Source organism: Flavobacterium humi (assembly GCF_004745595.1).
In the GTDB taxonomy this organism is placed as follows: Bacteria; Bacteroidota; Bacteroidia; order Flavobacteriales; family Flavobacteriaceae; genus Flavobacterium; species Flavobacterium humi.
In genome coordinates this window covers 35,267-58,630 of record NZ_SRLH01000009.1, presented here as the reverse complement: position 1 = coordinate 58,630, position 23,364 = coordinate 35,267, and the positions used below count along the sequence as shown (strand labels likewise).

The following is a 23,364-nucleotide window of genomic DNA, read 5'->3' as shown; positions in this document are numbered from 1 at the left end:
TATTGTAATGAAAAAAAAGGTATTGTTTGCAGCCAGTTTCTTGCTTTTGATGGAAGGTTATTCGCAGTCATTTCCGCCGGCAGCGGGACAATTGGGCACTACGGCAATCCATAAGACAGATGTTTCTTTTGTAAGCTGGGCGACGGGAATCGAGGTAACCAGGGGGTATAAGAAAATCTCTGATCCGTCGCTTGGCTATGCTTCCACGGGATTGCCTGCCAATGCTGCAGGCTTTCCTACGGGAGCTGTTGTCAGCCTGGGCGACAGGGGAGAAGCAGTGGCCACTTTCCTTCTTCCGGTAACGGATGGGCCAGGGTTTGATTTTGCAGTTTTCGAAAACGGGAATACAGGATACCTGGAATTGGGGATTGTACAAGTAAGTTCAGATGGCGTCCATTATTTCGGTTTCCCCACGTACAGCCAAACACAAAGCAGCAGCCAGATAGGGACTTTCGGGACACCGCAGGCGGCCTATCTTAATAACCTGGGCGGGAAATATGACGGTACATACGGGACTCCTTTTGATATAAGCGAAATACCCGATAGCCCATTATTGAATAAAAATAGCATCACCCATATCAAAATCATCGATGTGGTGGGCAGTATCGATCCGCAATATGCAACCTATGACAGCCAGGGGAATGCCATTAACGATTCGTTCCCCACGCCTTTTGATTCCGGAGGTTTCGATTTGCAGGCGGTAGGGGTCATCCATGAGAGATCATTAGGCGTGGATGGTTTTGATAAAATCTTTTTTACACTGTATCCCAACCCTGCAAAAGACATTCTTTTCCTGGAGATGGAAGAAGAAGCGGCCTTAATCCTGTACGACTTGCCGGGAAGGATTGTCAAGCGTTTCCCCAAAGGGAATTACCAAAAAATCATCGTCTCGGACCTAAACCCCGGAACCTATTTGTTGGAAGTTTCCACCGATGGCAAAAGAGCGGTCAAAAAAATAATCATTGAATAACAACTAAATATAAACCAACTAAATACATTACAAATGAAAAAAGCAGTACTAGTATCCCTTTTGGGAATTTCAGCCGTTTTAAACGCACAATCGTACCCGCCGCCGGCAGGGCAAACAGGATCTACAGCCATTGCGGCAAGCGATCCTTCCATCGTGGCCTGGGCAACCGAAGCTACAGTAGTAAGAGGAAAACAGGATATCTCGAACGCTTCCAGTGCGTTGGCTTCTTTCGGGACACCGAGTTTGGCTACAGGAGCCCCTAGCGGCAGCACCCTGGATGTGGTGAGTTTAGGAGACGGAGGAAGCGCAACGGTTACCTTTGCATTACCTATCACAAACGAGACAGGTTATGATTTTGCGGTTTTTGAAAACAGTTTTTCCGATACGTTTTTAGAACTGGCTTTTGTTGAGGTAAGTTCGGACGGGGTCAATTTCTTCAGGTTCCCTTCCCACAGCCAAACCCAGACAACAACACAAATTGGAGGCTTTGGTGCCGTAGATTGCAGGTATATCAACAACCTGGCCGGAAAATACAAAATAAATTACGGGACACCTTTTAACCTGGACGATGTGCCCAACAATGCTTTGCTGAATAAAAACAGCATTACCCATGTAAAAGTGATTGATGTGGTCGGGTCGATAAACGCAACCTATGCTACCTATGACAGCTATGGCAATAAAATCAACGATCCTTTTACAACGCCTTTTAATTCGGGCGGTTTCGATTTGGATGCTGTTGGCGTGATCCACCAGGCTGCCGGTTTCAGGAAAATGAACGACGAAAAAGAAAACATGGCTTTGTTCTCCATATATCCAAACCCGGCGACAGATGTCGTGTTCTTGAATACCGAGAAAGAAACTGCCGTGGTAGTATATGACCTTTCCGGAAGGATCGTAAAAAACCTGCCTGCCGGAGAACATAAAGAAATAAGGGTTTCTGATTTGACTAAAGGAACTTATTTGTTTGAAGTAACCATTGGCGAAGAGAAAATAACCAAAAGGATAATCGTTAAATAAATAGCTTTTCATAAGCATGAAGCTGCCTTAGGAATTTCTTAAGGCAGCTTTTTTATTATTTTTTATGTAAATTTCAGCTTCTTTGTAACAAAAGAAAAAGTCATTCGTCTTGACTATATAACCAACCATTACAATGAACCAAATAGAATTTGTAAACACTATAAAACCATTTAAGGACAAAGTATTCAGGTTGGCCAAAAGGTTGCTGGTAAGTACTGAGGAAGCGGAAGACGCCACTCAGGAAGTGTTGGTAAAGCTTTGGAATAAAAACGATGTGCTGGAAAAATTCGGGAGCCTTGAAGCCTATGCCATGACGATAACCAAAAATTATTGCCTGGACCAGCTAAAATCGAAAAGGGCTTCGAATTTGCAGATCGTCCACAACAATTATGCTGAAAAAGACGCCGGGCTGCAGCAAAAAGTGGAAGACAATGATTCCTGGCATTGGGTCGAAAGATGGATCAACGATTTGCCCGAACAGCAAAAACTGATCATCCAGATGCGGGATATCGAACAATATGAATTTGCGGAAATTGCCGAAATACTGGACATGAACGAAACCGCAATACGAGTGGCTCTTTCCAGGGCCAGGAAAACGATAAGAGAAAAAATGACAAATACCCATAATTATGGAATTGGATAAAATGGATATACTAATTGAAAAATACTTTCAGGGAGAAACCTCGATTGCCGAAGAAAAGGAGTTGCGCAGCTACTTTTCATCTCCGGATGTGGCGCCACATTTAGAGCAGTACAGGGCAATGTTTGGTTACTTTACCGAAGCAGGGAAACAGGAATTCGTGCAGGAGATTCCACAACACACTACAAAACGAAAAGTCCAGTGGTTGTCTATTGCCGCATCAGCTGTGTTCCTGCTGGGAATGATTGCTTTTTTTGTAAACAATACCAATCAGGCCGTGACCCAGGAAGAACTTGGGACTTATGACGATCCTGAAAAAGCCTTACGGGAAACCCAAAAAGCTTTGGCATTGTTATCATCGAACGTAAACATTGGCATGGAAAGTGTACAGTATATCCAGGAATACGATACCGCCAAGGATAAAGTCTTTAAAAGATAAGACGCAAAGCGGTACCGGGCTTCTTTAAAAAGAAAAGGAAGCCGGACAAATTAAATTTAATCTTAAAAAATCAACAATCATGAAACGAATAATCATTTTAACTGTATTTATCTTATTGCCGTTTTTCAGCCAGGCCCAAACCACATTTGACAAGTTTGACGGCGATCCGAACGTTACCACGGTAATTGTAAACAAGAAAATGTTCGAATTGATGAGCAAGGTAAAAATGGATGCTACCGATAAGGACACGCAAACCTACATGAACCTGCTTAAGAAACTCGACAACCTAAGGGTGTTTACCACTAACAATTCCAAACCGGCTTCCGAAATGAAAGCTACAGTGCTTAGTTACTTGAAATCAAATCCGTTAGAAGAGTTAATGCGAATCAATGACGGAGGCAAAAACGTTAAGATATACGTGAAATCCGGCGCTTCAAGCAGCCAGGTTAAGGAACTGCTGATGTTTATCGAAGGTACTGGAAAGGCAAACGAAACCGTATTGCTTTCCTTGACGGGGAATTTCGATTTGGATGAAATCTCGGCCCTGACCGAAAAAATGAAACTTCCTGGCGGCAACGAACTTAAAAAAGTATCCAAGTAACCATGAAACGTTTCCTATACATTGCAATAGCGGCGGTATTGTTTACAAGCTGTGACCAAAAACCGAGCTTACAGAAATATTTTGTCGAAAATACCGAAAACAAAGATTTTATCGCACTCGACCTAACACCTAAAATGCTGAACATCAAAGAAGACAAGCTGACGGTTTCCCAAAAAGAAGCACTGGCCTCTTTCCAAAAGATCAACATCCTGGGCTTTAAGGTAAACGATAAGAACAAGGCGGAATTCCAAACCGAGAAAGAGAAGGTAACGGCTATCTTAAAAGATAAAAAGTACCAGCAGCTGATGAAATTCGGTTCTGGGAAAGGCGGCGCCCAGATCAGTTTTGTAGGCGAAGACGAACACATCGAGGAATTCGTGATCTTCGGTAACAAAGAGGAAAACGGTTTTGCGGTGGTACGTGTCATCGGGAAAGACATGAACCCGACCTATATCATGGAAATGATGAGCGTGCTTCAAAAAGCCGATGTCAATATGGAACAGCTCAAACCATTACAGGATTTACTCAAATAAAAAAACAAGCGTTAGTTATAAAGTGAAAATGCCCTTTCGGATTCCGGAAGGGTTTTTTTATGCGAAAAATTGCCGGAAGAAAAAATTTGCAGTTGTACACCTTCTCTTAAATTGATATATTTGGGAAGAGCTCTTTCCTTAAAAAAGAGCGCGCCAGGTTCAACCCAAAAACATCCGATGACCAAACAAAAACTGATCAAAAGGCTCAAAGGCTATTACCCGATGGAACGGCTCCACGCGTTTGTGACCTTCCCGCTCATGCTGGCCTATGCCGCGTATAAAAACCCCTTTGCAGATGTATTTTTCCTGTTGTACGGGCTTTTGCTGTGTATCGTCATATTGATGCAAGGGCAGCATTACTGGAAATTGAAGCTGTACCGGCTCCTTGACAAAGATTTCGATCAGGAAAAGAATTTGGCTGTCTTTAGGAATTCCAAAAAACTGAACCTGGTACTCATAGCCCTGATCCCAATCATCTTCGGCATCCAGATATACGGGAACGACTGGCAGGTTGTACCGGGCAATTTGATTTTCTGGGGAATTTTAGCCAATGCTTTCGGGGTTTTGGAACACATTAATTATTACAACCGCCAGCTGATGATTGATAACGCATCGGATGTTGCCTACTTACTCCGGAATAAAAAATTGAAAATCGCCAGTTTGGCCAAAGATTTAAAGGATAACGAGCTGTAATTTCATTGTTCGTAAAAAAGAAAAAAGAAAAAAGAAAAAAGAAACAAGAATCCCGCTATCGGGTAAGTTCGTGCTTCTTGCCTCTTATCTGAAAATGCAACGAAAAATGCTTTAATCGGACAAAAGTTTAGTAAATTTACAAATAGCCATTCCCTTGCTGGAACTATGGGTGTTTTTATCTGTCTTTTACAACTTCTAATTTAAATTTTCCCGGATGACAACTGGTGACGATCAATTTTATTCCAATTTGGAGAGTACTAAAACCACGCTTAGTGCCTTATTGTTACATCAGGATGCTTTTAGGAATATCCCTAAAGACTGGCATGTCATTATAACGGATATTACCAACTCTACCGAGGCTGTGCTCAACGGACGCCACCATGACATTAATTTTATTGCCACAGGCAGCATTGTTGTAGTACTGAATATTGCTTTTGAATTAAATATCCATGTCCCGTTTTTCTTTGGAGGCGATGGCGCAACTTTCATAGTGCCCTCATGCGTAGTCCATAAATCAATAGAGGCACTGGATGTATATAGTGCCAATATTTTGGGAAATTTTAATTTGAACCTGCGCATCGGGACTGTTCCGGTGGAAGACATCTATAAAGAGGGGCATCAGATTACCGTCGCTAAATTTAGCGGTTCAACCCGATTGACATTACCTGTAATCCTGGGCAATGGGCTGGCCTATGCTGAACGTGTTGTTAAGTCTGCTGGTTTTAGGCAGCCTTCCGCAGGAGAAAGCAACCAACAGCCTAACTTAAAAGGGATGTTATGCCGCTGGGACACTATTGAGGCACCTAAAAAAGGGGAAGAGATCGTTACCTTGCTTGTAAACGCAAAACAAAGCCCAGAACAGGCGGCAGTTTATAGTGCCATCCTTCAAAAAATAGATGAGGTTTATGGAGATGCGGAGGCCAGGAGGGCAATATCGGTTGCTAAACTTAGATTCCATACGACTTTCAAGCGATTGGGTACGGAAATGAGGATTCGTGAGGGAGGAATAAAACTCGTTGCGCTTATTAAAGCATGGATTACCTGTGGCTATATCCGTTTTTATTTTAATACCAAAAATGGCAAAAGATACTTAAACAGCCTTGTGGAAATGTCCGATACCTTGATTCTGGACGGCAAGATAAATACAGTCATATCCGGAACTGCGGGCCAAAGGCTTAAGCTTGTAAAATTATTGGATGAAATGGAAGCTGAAAATAAAATCATTTACGGCATCCATATCAGCACGGCATCTGTTATGTCCTGTTATGTCCGGAATATTGAGGATGACCATATCCATTTTGTAGATGGTGCAGACGGAGGTTATACAAAAGCTGCTCAAATGTTCAAGAAAAAGCTATCATGATTGTGAAGGCCGTTAAAGGATTTCGAAAATTAATTCGTTTCGAGGACAAAATTATAAATGCAGTTACTATTACATAAATCAAAAAGAATATGGAAAATTTAAAAAAAGCATACCTGGCGGGTGGTTGTTTCTGGGGTATGGAAGATCTTTTTCGTGTACGCCCAGGAGTAAAAGATACCACCGTTGGATACCTAGGAGGGCAAAATGAAAGCCCTACTTATGAAAACCATCCGGGACATGCAGAAGGTATTGAGATACTTTATGATGCCAATGCAACATCATATAAAGAATTGTTAGATTATTTTTTCAGGGTACATGACCCGACAACCCTGGACCAACAAGGAAATGACATGGGAAGCAGTTACCGCTCGGCGTTGTTTATCCAAAACGAGCAGGAAAGCCGCGATGCCATGGAAATAATAAAAATAGTAGAGGATTCAAAACGCTGGGCAGGCAGAGTGGTTACTACCCTCGAGCCATTCCGGAAGTTTTGGCCCGCTGAAGAGTACCACCAGGATTACCTCGTAAAAAAACCTAATGGCTATACCTGTCATTTCGAACGATTTGGCACCTTTCTTTAAGAGGATGCTATCGGGTTTTTTTGTTGCAAAAAAATAATTTTAAATAATTTGCAACAAAAGTTGTGGCAAAAAAAATCGATTGATAAAAATTGCCACAACTTTTGTGGCAAAATATTTTGATTTGAAAAAATTGCCACAGAAGTTGTGGCAAAATATTTTTTTGAAGAAATTTTGCCACAGATTGTTTTTGTTGGGAGGGTTTTTTTGGTTGTGAAAAATTATCTGTTTTCGCAATTAATTAAATCCGCGCTATCGGTTATTTGGTATTACTTCCAACTTTGGTTAAACCTTAATGAATACAACATTCCATAAATTCTATCCAATCCATACGTTCCAATCATGCCGTAATCATATATGGTTTTTGTTGAACCATTGTCATAAGTGATTTTTAAAGTACAGCTTTGGTCATCTGTCCAAGGAACTGAATATTCATTTTTAAGATTTGGAAAATCAATATAGTTCAATAAATCTACAATTTCGTTGAATTCTTTTTCTTTAATTTCAGTTGAAAATTCACCTTTTATTTCCTTAACATTTTCCTTTTGACGATTATACATTTGAGCATCAAATTTTGCAGCCCGGTTTTGATCAATCACTAAATTGAAAACCGGACATGTTCCAAAGCAACCAGTGGTTTTAAATTCTATTTTTTTAATTACGTGTTTTGTAATCTCAGGATTATATTCTACAAAATCACCATATTGATACACTAAAGTGTTTTTCACCAACTGATTTTTAGATTTATTTCCCCAATCATGATTCTCATGATAAAGATCTATTGCTGCAATTCCGTCAATCTCTATGATTTTTGGAAAAACACAATCTTGGAATGCACGCCTGGTTAGGGGTTTGATTTTAAAATTATGGTTTGCATTGCCATAAATTACAAGGACAGTAAAATCATAATAATCCATTATTGTCAATAAATCAGTGTAGCCATTATTATCAAAGTCGGCCGTATAGAAACTTTTGTCTATTTTTAAAGAATCAGCTTTTGATTTGCAGAAGTCTGATTTTGAATATCGATCTTTAAAGTCACTTATTTTTTGAATTTTAAAGTTTTTAATACTAGTGTCAATAGAAGTAATAAATCTTTCGACGTCAATAGTAGTCTTTAAGCTATCAATTTTTGTTTTTGTAATGATATGCTTCTGATTTTGTTCCTTACATGAAATAAGCGAAAATAGAATTGGCAATAAAAAAAATATATTTTTCATCGTAGGGTTTTTAGGCATTGCAGATAACGATTATATATGTACTATTTATGGAGGATATTTCTTTCCGCTTTGTGAAGTGACGGATTTTTTGTTACTGATGATTACAAATATACCGAAAAGTTTGAAAGAAAAAAGTTGAAAAATAGGAGAGAAGTGCAAGCGCTGGTTCTTCCAAATATACACCAATCCCGCCATTTCACAAAACCGCTGTTACAGGCTACCATTTAATCGCTTTGTAATGAAAAATGAGAAATAGTTTTTAGTAAAAATCGGATTAAATCGGATTCCAGTTTTCGATATTCTGGAGTTAAAATAAAAGATTGCCAACATAAATTTCTAGCTTGACTTTCGTCTGGAGCCAGACCTAAATTTACCATTTCATGAAACAATGAGTGATGATCTGAATAATTAAGAGCTGTTTGCAATGAGACATTTGGATTAGCATCTAAATATGCTTTTACTAAAAATTTTTCGGGAGCAATATAAGGATAAAGAAAAAAAGAATGCTTAGTTGGATGTTCATGATAAAATGAATATTGTGGGTCATTTTTATAATCACCATCAAATACGCAACAGTAACCGGTTTTGATTTTCATTTGAGGATAAATTCTCTCATGTGTTTCATAGTCGTTTCGAACCTGATTTATTGGGCCTGAAATTATAACATTTACTAATCTATCAAAGTGTTTTCTTGTAGTATTTATTTTTGTTAATATACTTTGTATTATAAATTTTGCTTCAGTATCTTCACAATACAAGTGAACTAAAGGATATGCCTGTGAATCCATTTTAGAGAATGCTGCATTCACTGAAATGGATGAAATTACGTTGTAATTTCCATTATGTTTTTTTTCAATAAATTTTCTTGATTTTTGTGGAAATGCAGCGAGTAAAGAAGGCGAATGTGTTGTGATCAAAAATTGTTTTCTATGATGCCATGAAATGTATTGAATAACATCGGCTAATCGTCTTTGTATATTAGGATGGATGCCAGCTTCTAACTCGTCAATCATTATAAGAGAATCTATTGGAGCTTCAAAAATGTCAACTAATATATTTAATAGAGATTCTTCTCCTGAGGCAGCATTATAACTTGAATAAGATTCATTTCCTCCAGCATTTGGAGTGGTTATCAAATACGCTGTTTTATATATATGTGAACCAATACTGTGAATTTCCACAGGAACAGCAAGTTCAAAAATATAATTAAAGGCTTGTTCAATATCTTCATGTAATCGAACAGGAGCTCCAGTTATTTTTCTCATCAAACTATTTGAAAAATTTCGTGCAGGAACTAATCTTTCTAAATCAATAATTCTGACATGTCTATCTTGGATTTTTGCGTTAATTCGTGGAACTGCAATGCTAGATTTAGCTAAACCTGTCCATGAACCAGTTCCTGCTGCTCGCTTACCTTCTCCAGTTCTATGATTTCCAGCTATTCTCCAAAATAGTTCGTATGAATAGTTTCTTGCAGCTGATTCATGAGCTGTAAAGTTAATTACATCCCGCCAAATATGTTGCCTAAATACGGTGTCTGGTTTTGTAGAATCGTATTTAAAAAAATTTTCATGACTACATGCAATAAGAAGTAATAAGCTAGTTTTTCCGATTTTATTTGTTCCGGATATTATAGTAACAGAATGATCAAATGAGATCTCTAAATTTGTTATATGTCTAAAATCATTTACTTTGATTTTATTCAAAAAAAGTCTAAAACTATCACCAGTATTTCCGAAAGTCGCGGTGTCATATCGAAGAAGTCTTTTTTTAGCGTCCTGTATATTCTGCAGATTTAACATATAATTCTATTTTGATTTTAAGATCGATGTTCTATATGGTTGTCGGTAACTTATAAAAATATGCAACTGTTTTTTAACTTTTCGAAAAAAAAAGGCTTAAACTCCTTATGTCCCTTACTTGTTATAGATCTTTTCTTTTGTACTCCTTATCATATTAAGAAAATCTATTTCGATTTCTTTTAAAGTAATAATTTTTTTTAAATCATTTTGATTCCTAGTCAACAATCAAATTGGTTTATAATAGAAATGAACGATTAGCTTGAGAATTCTGCTAATGTTTATTTTATAGGATATCAATCTAAATTAATTTTAATAATCAAGTTGTTGCTGAGTTGCATTTTGGTTGCAAACCAGATGCAACCTGTGTTTATTATCTTCCTATACTCAAATCACATTGTTTTATTATTGTTTTAGAGTAATCAATAATACAGTGCAACTAGTTTCTAATTTAGTTGCAACTTACATTGCAACACTCTTAAAAATCATTGCAATGTAAGTTGAAATTGCCTTTTAATTTTACGTATAAATACTTGATTTTTTCTGACAAAAAATTTGTTCTTTTGAAAACTGCAACTCTATAAAAAAACAAATTAAATCTATACAATATAAAAAAGAGTTAACTCGTTTTGTAAATAAAATAGTACTAAGTTTGTGATGCGAAAAATTAAGATTACCTTGAAAACAAACATCAACACTCCAAAGAGAAACAGCTTTCCATTATTAATAGTATTTCTTTTTATTATTTCTCTTACTTCATGTAAAACATCTAAACTTGATAACAATAACTCAATTGCTGCAAAGGTTAATTATATTCCTTATTATCAAAAGGTATACGAAGCAGACAGCTTATTCCTAACTGAAAATTACGAAAGGAGTTATACTATTTTAGATAGTCTGTTCAAGATATATGAGCCTTTGCAATTGGAAAATGTGAATGAATATTCCACTTATATTACCTGTTCAGCTTTGACTGGACATATGGATAATTTTAAAGAAAAAATAAAGAAAGGCTATTTAAAATTTGGTGGCATTGGATTTAATCATCCTAAAAATGATAGTATTTATGAAATAGTATATGCAAACAATCCTTTTACTAAAGAAGAAAAACAACAATTAAGACAGGCTTATCTTTCACAATTCGACTCGGTCCTACGAAAAACAATTTTAAAAATGTCAATTGATGATCAAGAAGTCCGAAGATATCCGCTCGACACAAATAAAATGAAAACGGTAGACAGTAGGCATAAAAAAATGATAGTTGACATTTTTAAAAAATATGGCTATCCCAATTATCAGGTAATTGGAAAAATGGGAACATTTGGGGATAAGCCGGTTCAATTTATGATATTAATGATGCATCAGGAATATAACTTCAAAAAGCGGTACTTAAAGGATTTATACAAATTAATGATCCATGGTAAATTATCTCCTGAGGAATATGCCATTATAGTGGATAGAACTTATTTAGAAAAAAATAAATCGGTTTATGGCATGATACAGCAAAAACAGGTGAAATATCCCGAAAACATGAATAAATTGAGGAAGGAAATAGGCCTAAATGCGTTTAGATATGAACAATGGAAAGATCGCATCCTTTTTCCTGAGTTTTATAAGAAAAAGAAACTTTAAATTAATTATCATATGAAAAATTTAAAATCATTGAAAAAATTCTGGGAAGAGGGATTAGAATTAACACAATAGCGCGGATTTACTTCGTCTGTTCGGCTAAAGCCTCGGGTGTAATCCGTGTCCACAAAGAGAATAAGAAGCTGCAATTGTAAAAATTTGTAGTTAGTTTTTTAACAGATAAAGAGGTTATCAGATATTTTATAATTGGATTGTGCACAGATTACTTCGTCTGTTCGGCTAAAGCCTCGAGTGCAAATCCACCCTATCAGGTTAAACAACTCATTTATTTTATGTTGATAATCCCTCTGTTGCCATCTTCATTTGACCATTGAACTTGCCATGTATCTCCGCTAATTTGGTCAAGTAATATGAAAGTCCAAATATTTTCGGTTGGATATAATGTGAATCTACCATTTACTTCCATTCCATTTGACACAAGAGCAATTGAATTTAAGTCAATTACAATTCCGATATCTTTTACGCTGAATTGAACTTGCCACATTTTTCCATTCCGAGTATTCAATTTAATGAATGTCCAGATATTTTGCGTCGGAAAAAGTTCATAAACATCGGATGTGTCCCTTTGTTTTCTTTCTATATTATAATTTGAACTATCTTTTTTTGATGGATCTTGTGCAAAAACATCTGTTGTAGTTAGTGTAAGAATTGATAAGAGTATAATCTTTTTCATATTGTGATATTTAAAAGTTATTTTCTTTTATATTTTGGCTAATTACTGATCCATAATATTCCTTAATTACGTATCAGTTGCCGACTTTGGGACTCAATACGGTCGGCTTGTTTATTAAAACGAAGTTATGAAAAAGATTGTAAACCCCACTTCATCACTTCACATCAACTGTCATCGACGAACGGCCTCCCGTCGTAATCTCCCAATACTCAATCCATTGCTTCCGGATGCCATTTGCCCGGCTGATGAGTTCCGCACTTGGCTTTTGCCCGTGCTCCACGACCACCACGATCCCGGTGTTGAAATGCCGTTGGGAATGAGTAACGTCAGGTAAGCGCGGGCCCTCCGCGGCGATAATATCCTGAATTGTAATCTTTATTCGTTCACCTTTGAAGACCGGGTGTCCGTTGGCATCCGTACCAATCCGTGTAAGCGGCCTCACAATGTAGAAGTCAGGCACTTCAGCGGCGGCGATCAATCCCATCAAATAAAGATCGAGATAGGAGTACCCCGAGGCGGGTACGAATAAACCATCGCGCAATTGGGTGAACGTACCGTCAAGATTGTCTTGCCATACACTTCCTCCTTGGGTGGAAGCCTCCAGAGGTAGCGAATAGGGATGCGCCACGTGTGTTTCCAATCCGGGATTCCAATGAGGCTAGGTTCCGAGCGGGATGGTCTGGCCATTTACGCGGGCGGTAACATACGCAGACCAGCGGTGACTGATTTCGTGGCCGAGGTGCCCGATGGCATAATTGTACGGCCGTGGTTTCCCGCCGGGTGCCGCCTGCTGGAGCTGACGGGTATAGAATGCGATATTTTTTGGGTTTTCGCTTGGCGCATTGTCGGGCGGGTATTCTTGCATTTGGTTCGCACCGGCAAAGATGGGCTGAAACAGGCCGAGCTGGAATCGTCCGTTCGTGCAGCGGCTTTCCAACACCGGTTTCGTTTGATCGTGTTTGCTATCCCCGATCCCGGTTACGTTGCCTCCTATAGGCCCATCGCTTGGGCTGCTGGCCTCCTGGCTGTCGAAGCGGAAATCCGAATAGTAGGCAAGGAAATCAAATTTGTCACCCAACGCCTGAATGACCGTGCAGGAAAGATCCTCCGGTCGGGGCGGCCGCTGGTAATGGAACGACTCATATAATGCGGCGAAAGCACCGCTCTTCGGGCTCAGGCTGGACAGGTCAAGGGATGGAGCACTTTTGGCCGCCGGTAAGATTGGGTAAATCCCTACGATGCCGTCTTTCGCTGCCATGGTTTTGTACGACATTTCGATGGAGCCGTCGCGATGCAGGACCGCCTGGAACAGATTGGACGTTGGGAGCCAGGAATAATCCAAAAAGCTTCCGAACGGTTCGGTAAGCTCCCAGGTTATGACAACGCGGTCAGCCAGCTCACGCACATATTGCGGGCCGGACATCCTGGGCTTCAGGAATACGCAGATGGCTGGTGCGTATTCACCCAGTTTGGAGGCTACGTCAGCGAGTTGGTCAAACCGTCCTATGGCGGCAGCAATTCCACCGTCAGGGCGGCCGTACGCATCAACATCACTAACATTCTTTGGTGGACCGAATCGAATGGATCCTGCCATTCCTACGGAAAAGGAATGCCATCTTTTTCCTGAAAACGGAAACTGGAACCGTTGGAGATTGACGTTAGTGCCTGTGAGTGCCTCACCGTAATTGGTCTCCCAGTGTAAAACCTGATTCGTCACACGGTAACCGGATTTGGCCGGGCTAAACCGCAACGTGCGGCCAGCGAGATCAAACAGCTTCGGTTGCCCGAGTGCTGCGCTGTCCAGCTCGACCACGATTAAATCGCCAGCTACCGATACTTTACCGATGGAATGCCCGGGTGTGGTATCGTTTTGTCCATAAGAGTGTATGGATAACAAAACGATTAGGAGAATTAGGAAGGGATATTGTTTCATAAATAGTTATGAAGTTTTTTATGTATTGAATTAATCAATTTAGTAGTAGAGCCAACGGATTGATTGTTTTCTGGATAGGCAAATCCGTTATTGTGTCAAATGGTTGTTATAGCTTTATTTCTTATCATATTCAACTCTCAATTTTATAAAGTTGAGCAGCTCTTTCGAATCTTTCATAGATTGTCCGTTTTTAATCACCCCAAAATGTTCTCCTAAACAAAGAGTATCGGTCATTATTCCTTGATGTACTAAAATATGGATGCGAACATCTGCTCCAAAATTGGTTGTATCAATTTTATACTTTCTGTAAAGCTTTAAAAATTTATCAACAGAAGCTTTATCGTAAACTCTTAAATATTTGTAATCCTTATTGATTGAATCAGGATTTTTAACCCAACCACATCCTAAACGCATGGGATAATTACGCCCTTGATCATGGAATAGAATTTCAAGGTTTTCAGGTGGGTAGGAAACTATCTCATTTTTGCAACTGAAAAAAATGATTGATAAGAATAGAATTATTTTTTTCATAGTGATTTCTTTTGCGTAAGCTTGGAATGAATTCCTGACAGTATTCTGCTACTTGGTTTTCGTGACAGTTGTTTAATTATTAGTCCTAAAGATAAATAAAATTTCAATACAGTAATTTCCGTGTGAGAAAACTGAACCAGTTGCAAATCTGCCCTATCTGAAAAGATTTAAGATGTTGTGTAATAAAGTATAAACAACAAAAAACCCGCTGAATTAGCGGGTTTTTATGTAAATGTTGTGACCACGGTGGGATTGACTCCGTCTTTCCCAACAAAGCTCCGCTTTGAAAACACAAATGGGTAAAAAACAATTTCAAGTGAACTTGATTGTTTTTTACCCATTTGTATTTATTCGTGACCACGGTGGGATTTGAACCCACACGCCCTTACGAGCACCACCCCCTCAAGATGGCAAGTCTACCGTTTCTCCACGTGGCCGTAAATGAAAAAAGCCAAACATTACTGTTCGACTTTTTCTTGTGACCTGGCTGGGGCTCGAACCCAGGACCCCATCATTAAAAGTGATGTGCTCTACCAACTGAGCTACCAAGTCGTGCTTTCAGGAAATAAATCGTAATCTTGTTTTTGTGACCTGGCTGGGGCTCGAACCCAGGACCCCATCATTAAAAGTGATGTGCTCTACCAACTGAGCTACCAAGTCTAAATCATTTCCTTATTGCGGGTGCAAATATAATACCTTATTATTAACATTGCAAAGCAAATTAATGATAAATTTACCTTTTTTTTGCAATTGTCGTCAATGGGTTAATTTATAAGGGTTTAGATAAATGAATAAAATTATTTTAGTGGGTTATATGGGGTCCGGAAAAACAGAAATAGGCAAATTGGTATCCAAAAACGCCAAAATTCCGTTTTATGATTTGGACCATCTTATCGAAAACAGGCTTTCAAAAAGTATCAATCAGATTTTTTCGGAACATGGGGAAGTGTTTTTTAGAAAAAAAGAGCATGAAATATTCACCGAAATGATACATGCTGAAGCATCTTTTGTCTTAAGTTTGGGCGGAGGGACACCTTGTTATGCCAACAACCATCTGTTGCTGCAATCGGAAGGAGTGGTTTCGGTGTACCTCAAAGCAACTATAGCTACCTTGACGGAGCGCTTAAGCGACAACAAATCGGGGAGGCCGCTACTCAAGGATTTGTCCGAGGAAGAATTGGCGGAATACATTGCCAAACATCTTTTCGACAGGAGTTTTTATTACAACCAATGCAAACATGTCGTGGTGGTAGACGGCAAGACACCGTCAGCAATTGCGGAAGAAGTCGAAGCGATTTACTCTAAATACGCGTAATCCCCGTTTTCATCAAAAACAACCTGCACGTGTTCCCGCAAGGAGGTAGATAGGGAAATACCTTTAAAATCAGCTTTGATAGGGTATTTTTTATGGTTTCGGTCAACCAGTACCGCCGTTTTGAATTTGGTTAATGGAACGTCAAGGAAATGCCTTACGCCATAAATTAAAATCGTACCGGAATTGAGTACGTCATCTACCAAAACCATCCCTTTGCCTTCGTACTTGCTTTTGTCAATGGAAGTCGTAATGGCTGCCTGCGGATTTTTTTTATCAATCATCACATCGCAGAAAATTACTTCCAGCGGCGAAATGGATTGCAGCACAGCAGCGATCTTACGGGCGAAAATGCTTCCGTTCCCATGGATGCCGGCAATCACGATTTCATTCTCATCAATAAAGGTTTCATAAATCTGATAGGCGATACGCTTTATCTTGAAGGCTATTTCCTGATGGTTTAAAATGGTATTGTGGCTCATGGTTTTATTTTTTCGTAAAGATAAAAAAGAGTTCGTTTCCCTGGCGGGGTTTTATCGAATTATATGCGGGTTCCAATGTTTTTATTTCGAAGTATTCCGAAAACAGGCTGCGGTATTCTGCTTCGGAACCACCAAACGGAGGCCCTTTTTCCGTTAAGGGGAATTGAAAGAGCAATCCGGCAAGTTTTCCTCCGGGAGCAAGAAGCGTGTGCATTTTCCTTGCGTATGCTGCTCGTAATCCAGGATCCAGGGCACAGAAAAAAGTCTGTTCCAGGATCAGGTCGTATGTTCCCTCATGCACAAAGAAATCGGATTGTATAAACCGGTCATCAGTACAGCCGGGGTTCCGGGCCTTAAGGTTGCGCAGCGGGCTTTCGGCATAATCCAGGACATAACTGTTAGGGAAGCCTTTTTCCATCAAATACTCAAATTCATAACCATTGCCACATCCGGGGATTAGGATGCTAAGGTTTTTGCCTTCAAGCTGGTCGATATAGTCTTTAATAGGAGTTGTGATGCTTCCGGCATCCCAGGCGGCATCATTGGTAAGATACCGGTTTTCCCAATAATGGCTATTCAGTTTCATCTTCATGGATGTCTGTTCCGAAATCTTCCAGGTCACGCCGGTCTTTTTTGGTAGGCCTCCCGGTTCCGGTTTTGCGGTAATGCTCTTTGGAGAGTTTGAGCAGCTCCAGGTGTGCAAATGATTCCTGTGGGGTTTCGTCTTTGCGGTACACATCGACCAGTTTTGCCCCAACACGGTTGTCCGGAATATCCAGTACCGATATCATATAGGTAATCTGGTCTCTTCGGAAAGTGATTTTGTCTCCCGCAAAAACTTCCTTGGAAGCCTTGGCTACCTGGCCATTTACGGTAATATGGTTTTTTTTACAGGCTTCGGTTACCATATTTCTGGTTTTGTAATACCGGACGCACCATAAGAACTTATCGATTCGCATAAAAAATAAAAAACAAAGTTAAAGTTTGGACAAAAATAAATCAAAATTGTATCTTGCGCGTTCAAAAATACTATAATCATGATTAGAATTCTTAAGGTAACGGCAATTTTGTTTTTCAGTTTCTTTATTTCCTGTAAAAAAGATGATGACACAGTTACGATTGACCCGCCGGCTCCTTTTGCACAGCAATATCCTATAGATTTATCAAAAATAGAAACTTTTATGAATCAGTATCATATGGATGTGCTTGCGAATGATGATGTGAATTTTACAAAAATACCTACTCCAAATACTGCCAACCTGACTTCTATAAAGGAAGATTACTATACCGGTGCAAGCCCTGTTGGGAAAACTAAAATGGTCACACGGGACGGTGTTGATTATAAGATTTATTATATCCCTTTAAGGGAAGGCCTTACGGATGCCCCTGCGAATGTGGATTCGGTTTTTACTTCTTACAAAGGAAGATTGCTTGATAATACCAGTTTTGACAATGCCCAGGAGCCTCTTTGGTTCCCGTTGACAAGCGTGGTTACCGGATGGAAGGAAATTATGCCTCTTTTTAAAGCCGGGAGCCATACTACCAATTCGGACGGTTCTATTACGTATTCGGATTTTGGGGCGGGTGTAATGTTCCTGCCTTCTGCTTTTGGTTATTATAATGTAACTAAAGGTTCTATTCCGGCCTATTCGCCGCTTATTTTCAACTTCAAATTGAATAAAGTAAATTTTGTTGACAATGATTTCGACAGGATAGATTCAAGATACGAGGATATTAACGGTAACGGAGACCTGACGGATGATGACACCGATGGTGACGGGAAACCGAACTATCTGGATACGGATGATGACGGCGACGGGTATTCGACGAAATTTGAGATCAAACACCAAATTACAGACCCAAATCCTCCTGGAACAATATTTACCTATTATTATCCTTTTAATGGCGCAGCGGTAGACAATCCTGCAACATTGGTTGATGAGACTCAAGGGATTCCTAATTGCTCGGGAGATTACCTAACTCCAACCAGGACTAGGAAACATTTGGATAAGAATTGCCACTAAGGCGTTAGAAAAGATATTAAAAAACCCGTTCAATATGGAACGGGTTTTTTTATTGACCTTTATGTAGTGAGAAAAAAGGCTATTTTCTTTTGATAACTCTTTCAACAGCCTGCTCGATAGCCTGGTGGTTGAGTTTGTATTTTTCCATAAGCTGTTCAGGAGTCCCGGATTCACCGAAGCTGTCATTAACCGCCACGAATTCCTGTGGTTTTGGGTTGTGCAGTGCCAATACCCTGGCTACGCTTTCCCCTAGTCCTCCAAGGATGTTGTGTTCTTCGGCAGTAACGATACAGCCAGTTTTGGCTACTGATTTTAAAATAGCTTCATCATCAAGCGGCTTGATGGTATGGATGTTGATTACTTCCGCAGAAATACCTTTGGCTTCCAATGCTTCGGCAGCGATCAATGCTTCCCAAACCAAATGCCCTGTAGCGACAATGGTTACATCAGTCCCTTCGTTTAATAGGATGGCTTTTCCAATCACGAACGGTTCGTCGGCAGGAGTGAAGTTAGGCACTACCGGACGTCCGAAACGGAGATAGGCCGGGCCATGGTGATCGGCCAGTGCCAATGTTGCCGCTTTGGTCTGGTTGTAATCGCAGGTGTTGATCACGGTCATTCCCGGTAACATTTTCATCAAACCTATATCTTCCAGGATTTGGTGTGTTGCTCCGTCTTCCCCTAAAGTAAGTCCGGCGTGGGATGCACATATTTTTACATTTTTGTCTGAATATGCCACTGATTGACGGATTTGGTCATACACCCTTCCGGTGGAGAAATTTGCAAATGTCCCTGTAAAAGGGATTTTCCCGCCAATAGTCAATCCGGCCGCGATCCCGATCATATTGGCTTCAGCAATTCCGATCTGGAAAAAACGTTCCGGGTGGTTTTTTTTGAATTCGTCAAATTTCAATGAACCGATAAGGTCTGCGCAAAGCGCTACTACGTTTTCATTTTTCTGGCCTAATTCTGTCATTCCCGCTCCAAAACCTGAACGGGTATCTTTACTTCCTGTGTTTGTATATTTTTTCATTATTGAATTTAAAAGATTGCGATGCGTTTATTCATCTTTGATTTTAGTAATCCTGCTCGTCCGGAGAATAGTTTTGGCTCAAGGCCGCCGCTAACTGGTCATCGTTAGGTGCCTTACCGTGCCAAGCGTGTGAATACATCATGTAATCTACGCCATTACCCATTTCCGTGTGCAATAAAACACAAACAGGTTTCCCTTTTCCGGTTCTTGATTTGGCTTCGGTCATTCCGGCAATAATAGCCTCGATATCGTTTCCTTCCTTGATGTCAATCACATCCCAGTCAAAAGCTTCGAATTTGGCACGAACGCTTCCCATAGCCAAAACTTCATCGGTAGTCCCGTCAATTTGCTTACCATTCAAATCTATAGTAGCGATAAGGTTGTCTACTTTTTTCGCAGAAGCATACATGATTGCCTCCCAGTTTTGTCCTTCCTGTAATTCCCCGTCACCCATAAGTGTGTAAACCAGGTGGTTGCAGTTGTTTAGTTTTTTGGCTTGTGCAGCACCGATACTTACAGATAATCCCTGTCCGAGAGAACCGGAAGCGATTCGTACGCCAGGCAATCCTTCGTGTGTGGTAGGGTGTCCTTGTAACCTGGAGTCCAGTTTTCGGAAAGTAGCCAGTTCTTTTACCGGAAAATAGCCGCTTCTTGCTAAAACGCTGTAAAATACAGGGGAGATGTGCCCGTTGGAAAGGAAGAAAATATCTTCACCTATTCCGTCCATATCGAAACCGGGTTTGCGGTCCATCAAATTTTGGTATAAGGCTACGAAAAATTCGGTGCAACCCAAAGAACCTCCCGGATGTCCTGAATTTACGGCATGTACCATTCGAAGAATATCTCTTCTTACCTGAATCGTTAAATCTTTCAATTGTTGTGTGTTAGGCTTCATTTTATGTGTAAAAGTTAAACTTCCGCAAAGATAATCAGATAATTGGATTTTTTAAGGTATTCGATTATCGGATTTTTAGAAATTTGCAGGACTTCTGTAGAAAAATGCTTTTCCGTTACTTATTGTGCTGATTTTGACTCAACCCACAATTATGTAAGTATGGAACGAAATCGTATAATAATGGATGCCGCGATCCTTTTTACCTTTAAAGTGCCAGATACCACTTGGGTATTTGGAGCTAATGAACAGTAATCCCTAAAAAAGAAACGATGGAAAACAGGAAGTATGCCAATACCGGTGAAGGCAACCGTGCCGACAGACGCCGGGAAGAAGGTTCGGATTTCAGCGGGCCTGAACAGGACAATGACCAGGATCTTATTCCGCTGCCTTATGGAAATACAGATGAAAGTTCAGTGAATAAAAGGCACGAGGATGATTTTGAAAGAAAGGAAGACAATAATTATTTGACATCGAATGACAATTCAGAAAAGGAAAATGAAAATAAAGAAGACAAGCCCGAAAGACAGCCCTCTGCCAACGATTCCCAGAGGGATATTCCAAAGGATAACGGCGATGACGGCATTCCGGAGGATGACCGCCCTGCCCATCCGGGTAATTGCGATTTGTAGGTTTTAATACCCTGACAATGATTGTTGCAAAAAAGGAAATGGTGTCCTATGCCTTTCCTTTTTGTGTTTTATTCCGGAAGGAAAAAAGTAAAAACGGCTCCTTCATTAAGACGCCCTTGCGCTTTGATGGTGCCTTTGTGGTTCTCGATAATTTTCTTGCAGATGGCCAGTCCTATTCCGGTTCCGGGGAATTCAGAAGAGGAATGCAGCCGCTGGAATAAGGTAAATATGGATTCCGAAAACTGCGGATCGAAGCCCATGCCGTTGTCCGAAACCGAAATCTGGTAAAATATCTTATCAGGCTTGGCTTCTGAAGGCGCCATTTGCGATATGGAAATTTTCTCGCTCCGGATGGTAATTGCCGGATTTATATCAGGCCTGCTGTATTTTAAAGAATTGGAAATCAGATTGGTGAATAATTGCTGGATTTGATACGGAATAACCTGCAACTCAGGCAACGGATCAGCCGTTACAGTGGCTTTCTTCTCCTGTATGGCTTGTGCGAGTTCCTGCAAGCTGTTTTGGAACAATTCGTTCAAGTCGGCCTTTTCAAATATTTTATCGGCTTTATTGGTCCTTGAAAATAAAAGCAAATCATCAATCAGCGTGCGCATTTTGGTGGCTGCCGACAGGATTTTGCCAATATATTCCCGGCCGGTTTCCGACATCGAATCCATGTCGTTTGAGGATATCCTGGAAATGAATGTTTGTATTTTCCGCAAAGGTTCCTGCAAATCGTGGCTGGTCACATGATTGAAAGACTCGAGTTCCCCATTAATTTGTTCCAGTTCGAAATTCCGCTGCTCTATGGCAAAATTCGCCTCATTCTGATCGGTAATGTCGTTCATGATCCCGATAACCGTCCTTTTGTCCTTATGGTCGATGGTCCGGGCAATGGATTTGAAATGACGGATTGCGCCATCTTTCCTGATAACCCTGAAATGCTGGATCAATTGTTTGTTTTCGATTAAGAGTGCCGCAGCTTCTTCAGTAATTTTCTGGCGGTCTTCCGGATGGATAAAAGCGGTGAAACTTTTTCGTGTGGGTTTAAAGGATTGCGGTTCGCAACCCAAAAGCTCGTATAAATTGTCGGAATATTTCAATTCTCCCGTTTTCAAATCCCAGGTCCAGGTGCAAAAACCGCCTATTTTTTCCGCCTGGCGGTTCGATTCATTGGTAATCATCAATTGCCTGTTGGTTTCCTCCATAACCGATAAATCCTTATTGATTTTGAAGTAGGCCATGCTAAAAATGGCTAACGAGAATAACACAATCAACAAAATCAGCAATGGCGTGACTGTTGTCTTGCTCACGTAATTCTCGTTGCGTTTTTCCAGGTAATACTGTTCCAGGGCAATCATTTTATTGGCGTGTACCTCAATGGTATCCATTAGGTTCCTTCCGGTGTCCAGGCTTTCCTTTAAATTCTGCTTGTTCATGGATCCAAGCGAATCCTGGTACATCGAATACCGCAGGTACCCAAACCGGAGCTCAACCATTTCCTCGAGTTTTTCTATGTTTTTTTCTTGTTCGGTATTGTCGGAAGAAAGCCATTTTAATTGAGCTAAAGTGCTTCTGACCTTTATTTTGGAACCCAGGTACGGCTTCAGGTAATTTTTGTCATGGGTCATGATGAAACCGCGCTGGCCTGTTTCCGCGTCCTTTAAGGTAAGCATCAAACGGTCCAGTGCCAGGTGTACTTTATAGGAATGAACGACCCATTTGGTAGAATTGGAGACCTGCAGGGTGTTTTTGTATATAATAGACGACAGGAACAGCAACAGGAAGATAAGGCTCACAAATAGAACTTTAAGAAAAGGGCTGGAGAAAACAAAATCCTTAATCCTCATTTTTCTGTCTTTGCTATTCGATACGCAATAAAAAAGTATCCTTGTTCAGGCTGTCCGTATGGTATTGCCAATTGATGGTCGTGGCAATGTTGAGCGTTTTGATGAGCGAGTCAAAATCGTTGGGTTTCTTGATATAGATATTGGCTCCCCTGACAAAGGATTCCTCAATGTCTTTTTCGCTGGCAGAAGTAGAATAAATGGCAACGGCCATATCGTTCAAATGCTCGAGCTGCTTAATTTCCGCCAGGCATTCCAATCCGTTTTTGCGCGGCATGTTCAAGTCCAGGAAAAGTATATGCGGCAGGATAATGTCAGTCCTTTTCAGGTAAGACATGAGTTCTTCCCCGTCATGTACGACATTTACGTTTGCATTGATTTTTATTTCGGCGAAAGCATCCCTGAAAAAAGTGCGGTCATCTTCGTCGTCATCCGCCAATAATATATAAATAGTGTTTGTTTGCATAAAGTCGGGCTTCAAAATTGTTTTTGAAAAGTTTGT

Annotated in this window: 26 protein-coding genes and 3 tRNA genes; 13 read left to right on the top strand and 16 right to left on the bottom strand. The window is 40.1% G+C overall.

Annotation, left to right across the window (positions count from 1 at the left end; genetic code table 11):
- Positions 1 to 7 precede the first annotated feature (7 nt).
- The 9 genes from E4635_RS14685 (at position 8) to msrA (ending at position 6,837) form a co-directional block, all read left to right on the top strand.
- A complete protein-coding gene (locus E4635_RS14685) occupies positions 8 to 970 on the top strand; it encodes a T9SS type A sorting domain-containing protein (RefSeq protein WP_135527459.1) in 963 nt (320 codons plus the stop codon).
- A 33-nt stretch (positions 971 to 1,003) separates the two neighbouring features.
- The gene (locus E4635_RS14680) at positions 1,004 to 1,987 is read left to right on the top strand and encodes a T9SS type A sorting domain-containing protein (protein ID WP_135527458.1); all 984 of its coding nucleotides are present in this window, start codon (positions 1,004 to 1,006) and stop codon (positions 1,985 to 1,987) included.
- A gap of 133 nt (positions 1,988 to 2,120) precedes the next feature.
- Entirely contained in the window at positions 2,121 to 2,630 is a 510-nt protein-coding gene (locus E4635_RS14675) for an RNA polymerase sigma factor (RefSeq protein ID WP_135527457.1), read from the top strand.
- Positions 2,617 to 3,066, top strand: a complete 450-nt coding sequence (locus E4635_RS14670; RefSeq protein WP_135527456.1) for a hypothetical protein — start codon at positions 2,617 to 2,619, stop codon at positions 3,064 to 3,066. The genes E4635_RS14675 and E4635_RS14670 overlap by 14 nt, the downstream gene beginning before the upstream one ends.
- Before the next feature lie 79 nt (positions 3,067 to 3,145).
- A complete protein-coding gene (locus tag E4635_RS14665; protein ID WP_135527455.1) occupies positions 3,146 to 3,667 on the top strand; it encodes a DUF4252 domain-containing protein in 522 nt (173 codons plus the stop codon).
- 2 nt (positions 3,668 to 3,669) lie between these two features.
- Positions 3,670 to 4,200 (top strand): DUF4252 domain-containing protein, encoded by a 531-nt coding sequence (locus tag E4635_RS14660; RefSeq protein WP_135527454.1) that lies wholly within the window; start codon positions 3,670 to 3,672, stop codon positions 4,198 to 4,200.
- 177 nt (positions 4,201 to 4,377) lie between these two features.
- Complete coding sequence (locus E4635_RS14655) at positions 4,378 to 4,893, top strand: hypothetical protein (protein ID WP_135527453.1); 516 nt, start codon at positions 4,378 to 4,380, stop codon at positions 4,891 to 4,893.
- A gap of 214 nt (positions 4,894 to 5,107) precedes the next feature.
- On the top strand, positions 5,108 to 6,256 hold the full coding sequence (locus E4635_RS14650; protein WP_135527452.1) for a DUF3095 family protein: 1,149 nt from the start codon (positions 5,108 to 5,110) through the stop codon (positions 6,254 to 6,256).
- A gap of 89 nt (positions 6,257 to 6,345) precedes the next feature.
- Positions 6,346 to 6,837, top strand: coding sequence for a peptide-methionine (S)-S-oxide reductase MsrA (gene msrA / locus E4635_RS14645; RefSeq protein WP_135527451.1), 492 nt, complete (start codon positions 6,346 to 6,348; stop codon positions 6,835 to 6,837).
- Positions 6,838 to 7,103: 266 nt separating this feature from the next.
- On the opposite strand, the gene E4635_RS14640 is transcribed toward msrA, so the two are convergent.
- Positions 7,104 to 8,054 carry a DUF6438 domain-containing protein gene (locus E4635_RS14640; RefSeq protein WP_135527450.1) on the bottom strand — a complete coding sequence of 317 codons (951 nt, stop codon included), beginning with the start codon at positions 8,052 to 8,054 and terminating at the stop codon, positions 7,104 to 7,106.
- 224 nt (positions 8,055 to 8,278) lie between these two features.
- The gene (locus tag E4635_RS14635; RefSeq protein ID WP_135527449.1) at positions 8,279 to 9,856 is read right to left on the bottom strand and encodes an ATP-dependent nuclease; all 1,578 of its coding nucleotides are present in this window, start codon (positions 9,854 to 9,856) and stop codon (positions 8,279 to 8,281) included.
- A 675-nt stretch (positions 9,857 to 10,531) separates the two neighbouring features.
- Between E4635_RS14635 and E4635_RS14630 the strand changes: the two genes are divergently transcribed.
- Positions 10,532 to 11,485, top strand: a complete 954-nt coding sequence (locus E4635_RS14630; protein ID WP_135527448.1) for a hypothetical protein — start codon at positions 10,532 to 10,534, stop codon at positions 11,483 to 11,485.
- A gap of 283 nt (positions 11,486 to 11,768) precedes the next feature.
- Here the strand turns inward: E4635_RS14630 and E4635_RS14625 are convergent, their stop codons facing one another.
- The 7 genes from E4635_RS14625 to E4635_RS14595 all read right to left on the bottom strand — a co-directional run bounded on the left by E4635_RS14625 (position 11,769) and on the right by E4635_RS14595 (position 15,300).
- The gene (locus E4635_RS14625; RefSeq protein ID WP_135527447.1) at positions 11,769 to 12,176 is read right to left on the bottom strand and encodes a hypothetical protein; all 408 of its coding nucleotides are present in this window, start codon (positions 12,174 to 12,176) and stop codon (positions 11,769 to 11,771) included.
- 154 nt (positions 12,177 to 12,330) lie between these two features.
- The gene (locus E4635_RS14620; protein ID WP_135527446.1) at positions 12,331 to 12,816 is read right to left on the bottom strand and encodes a hypothetical protein; all 486 of its coding nucleotides are present in this window, start codon (positions 12,814 to 12,816) and stop codon (positions 12,331 to 12,333) included.
- 18 nt (positions 12,817 to 12,834) lie between these two features.
- The gene (locus tag E4635_RS14615) at positions 12,835 to 14,109 is read right to left on the bottom strand and encodes a hypothetical protein (protein ID WP_135527445.1); all 1,275 of its coding nucleotides are present in this window, start codon (positions 14,107 to 14,109) and stop codon (positions 12,835 to 12,837) included.
- A 114-nt stretch (positions 14,110 to 14,223) separates the two neighbouring features.
- Positions 14,224 to 14,640, bottom strand: coding sequence for a hypothetical protein (locus E4635_RS14610; protein WP_135527444.1), 417 nt, complete (start codon positions 14,638 to 14,640; stop codon positions 14,224 to 14,226).
- A gap of 354 nt (positions 14,641 to 14,994) precedes the next feature.
- A tRNA-Leu gene (locus tag E4635_RS14605) sits at positions 14,995 to 15,077 on the bottom strand.
- A 42-nt stretch (positions 15,078 to 15,119) separates the two neighbouring features.
- A tRNA-Lys gene (locus tag E4635_RS14600) sits at positions 15,120 to 15,192 on the bottom strand.
- A gap of 35 nt (positions 15,193 to 15,227) precedes the next feature.
- Positions 15,228 to 15,300 (bottom strand) — tRNA-Lys (locus tag E4635_RS14595).
- 127 nt (positions 15,301 to 15,427) lie between these two features.
- Between E4635_RS14595 and E4635_RS14590 the strand changes: the two genes are divergently transcribed.
- A complete protein-coding gene (locus E4635_RS14590; protein WP_135527443.1) occupies positions 15,428 to 15,955 on the top strand; it encodes a shikimate kinase in 528 nt (175 codons plus the stop codon).
- On the opposite strand, the gene E4635_RS14585 is transcribed toward E4635_RS14590, so the two are convergent.
- From E4635_RS14585 to E4635_RS14575, 3 genes are read right to left on the bottom strand one after another with little or no spacing between them, the layout of a single operon-like run.
- Positions 15,937 to 16,434, bottom strand: a complete 498-nt coding sequence (locus tag E4635_RS14585) for a phosphoribosyltransferase domain-containing protein (protein WP_135527442.1) — start codon at positions 16,432 to 16,434, stop codon at positions 15,937 to 15,939. The two genes, E4635_RS14590 and E4635_RS14585, sit on opposite strands and share 19 nt — an antisense overlap.
- A gap of 4 nt (positions 16,435 to 16,438) precedes the next feature.
- Entirely contained in the window at positions 16,439 to 17,056 is a 618-nt protein-coding gene (locus E4635_RS14580; protein ID WP_394345979.1) for a methyltransferase domain-containing protein, read from the bottom strand.
- A complete protein-coding gene (locus E4635_RS14575) occupies positions 17,007 to 17,393 on the bottom strand; it encodes an RNA-binding S4 domain-containing protein (RefSeq protein WP_135527441.1) in 387 nt (128 codons plus the stop codon). The genes E4635_RS14580 and E4635_RS14575 overlap by 50 nt, the downstream gene beginning before the upstream one ends.
- A 78-nt stretch (positions 17,394 to 17,471) precedes the next feature.
- On the opposite strand from E4635_RS14575, the gene E4635_RS14570 reads away from it, so the two are divergent.
- On the top strand, positions 17,472 to 18,458 hold the full coding sequence (locus tag E4635_RS14570) for an FKBP-type peptidyl-prolyl cis-trans isomerase (RefSeq protein ID WP_135527440.1): 987 nt from the start codon (positions 17,472 to 17,474) through the stop codon (positions 18,456 to 18,458).
- 79 nt (positions 18,459 to 18,537) lie between these two features.
- Here E4635_RS14570 and E4635_RS14565 read toward each other — a convergent pair whose 3' ends face one another.
- Together E4635_RS14565 and E4635_RS14560 are read right to left on the bottom strand one after the other, a co-directional pair.
- Positions 18,538 to 19,491, bottom strand: coding sequence for a transketolase family protein (locus E4635_RS14565; protein WP_135527439.1), 954 nt, complete (start codon positions 19,489 to 19,491; stop codon positions 18,538 to 18,540).
- Positions 19,492 to 19,534: 43 nt separating this feature from the next.
- The gene (locus E4635_RS14560) at positions 19,535 to 20,386 is read right to left on the bottom strand and encodes a transketolase (protein ID WP_135527438.1); all 852 of its coding nucleotides are present in this window, start codon (positions 20,384 to 20,386) and stop codon (positions 19,535 to 19,537) included.
- A gap of 269 nt (positions 20,387 to 20,655) precedes the next feature.
- Here E4635_RS14560 and E4635_RS14555 point away from each other — a divergent pair, with 269 nt between their 5' ends.
- A complete protein-coding gene (locus E4635_RS14555) occupies positions 20,656 to 21,015 on the top strand; it encodes a hypothetical protein (protein ID WP_135527437.1) in 360 nt (119 codons plus the stop codon).
- A gap of 68 nt (positions 21,016 to 21,083) precedes the next feature.
- On the opposite strand, the gene E4635_RS14550 is transcribed toward E4635_RS14555, so the two are convergent.
- Together E4635_RS14550 and E4635_RS14545 are read right to left on the bottom strand one after the other, a co-directional pair.
- Entirely contained in the window at positions 21,084 to 22,814 is a 1,731-nt protein-coding gene (locus tag E4635_RS14550) for a sensor histidine kinase (protein ID WP_169630278.1), read from the bottom strand.
- A 64-nt stretch (positions 22,815 to 22,878) separates the two neighbouring features.
- Positions 22,879 to 23,328, bottom strand: a complete 450-nt coding sequence (locus tag E4635_RS14545) for a response regulator (RefSeq protein ID WP_135527435.1) — start codon at positions 23,326 to 23,328, stop codon at positions 22,879 to 22,881.
- Between the last annotated feature and the right edge of the window lie 36 nt (positions 23,329 to 23,364).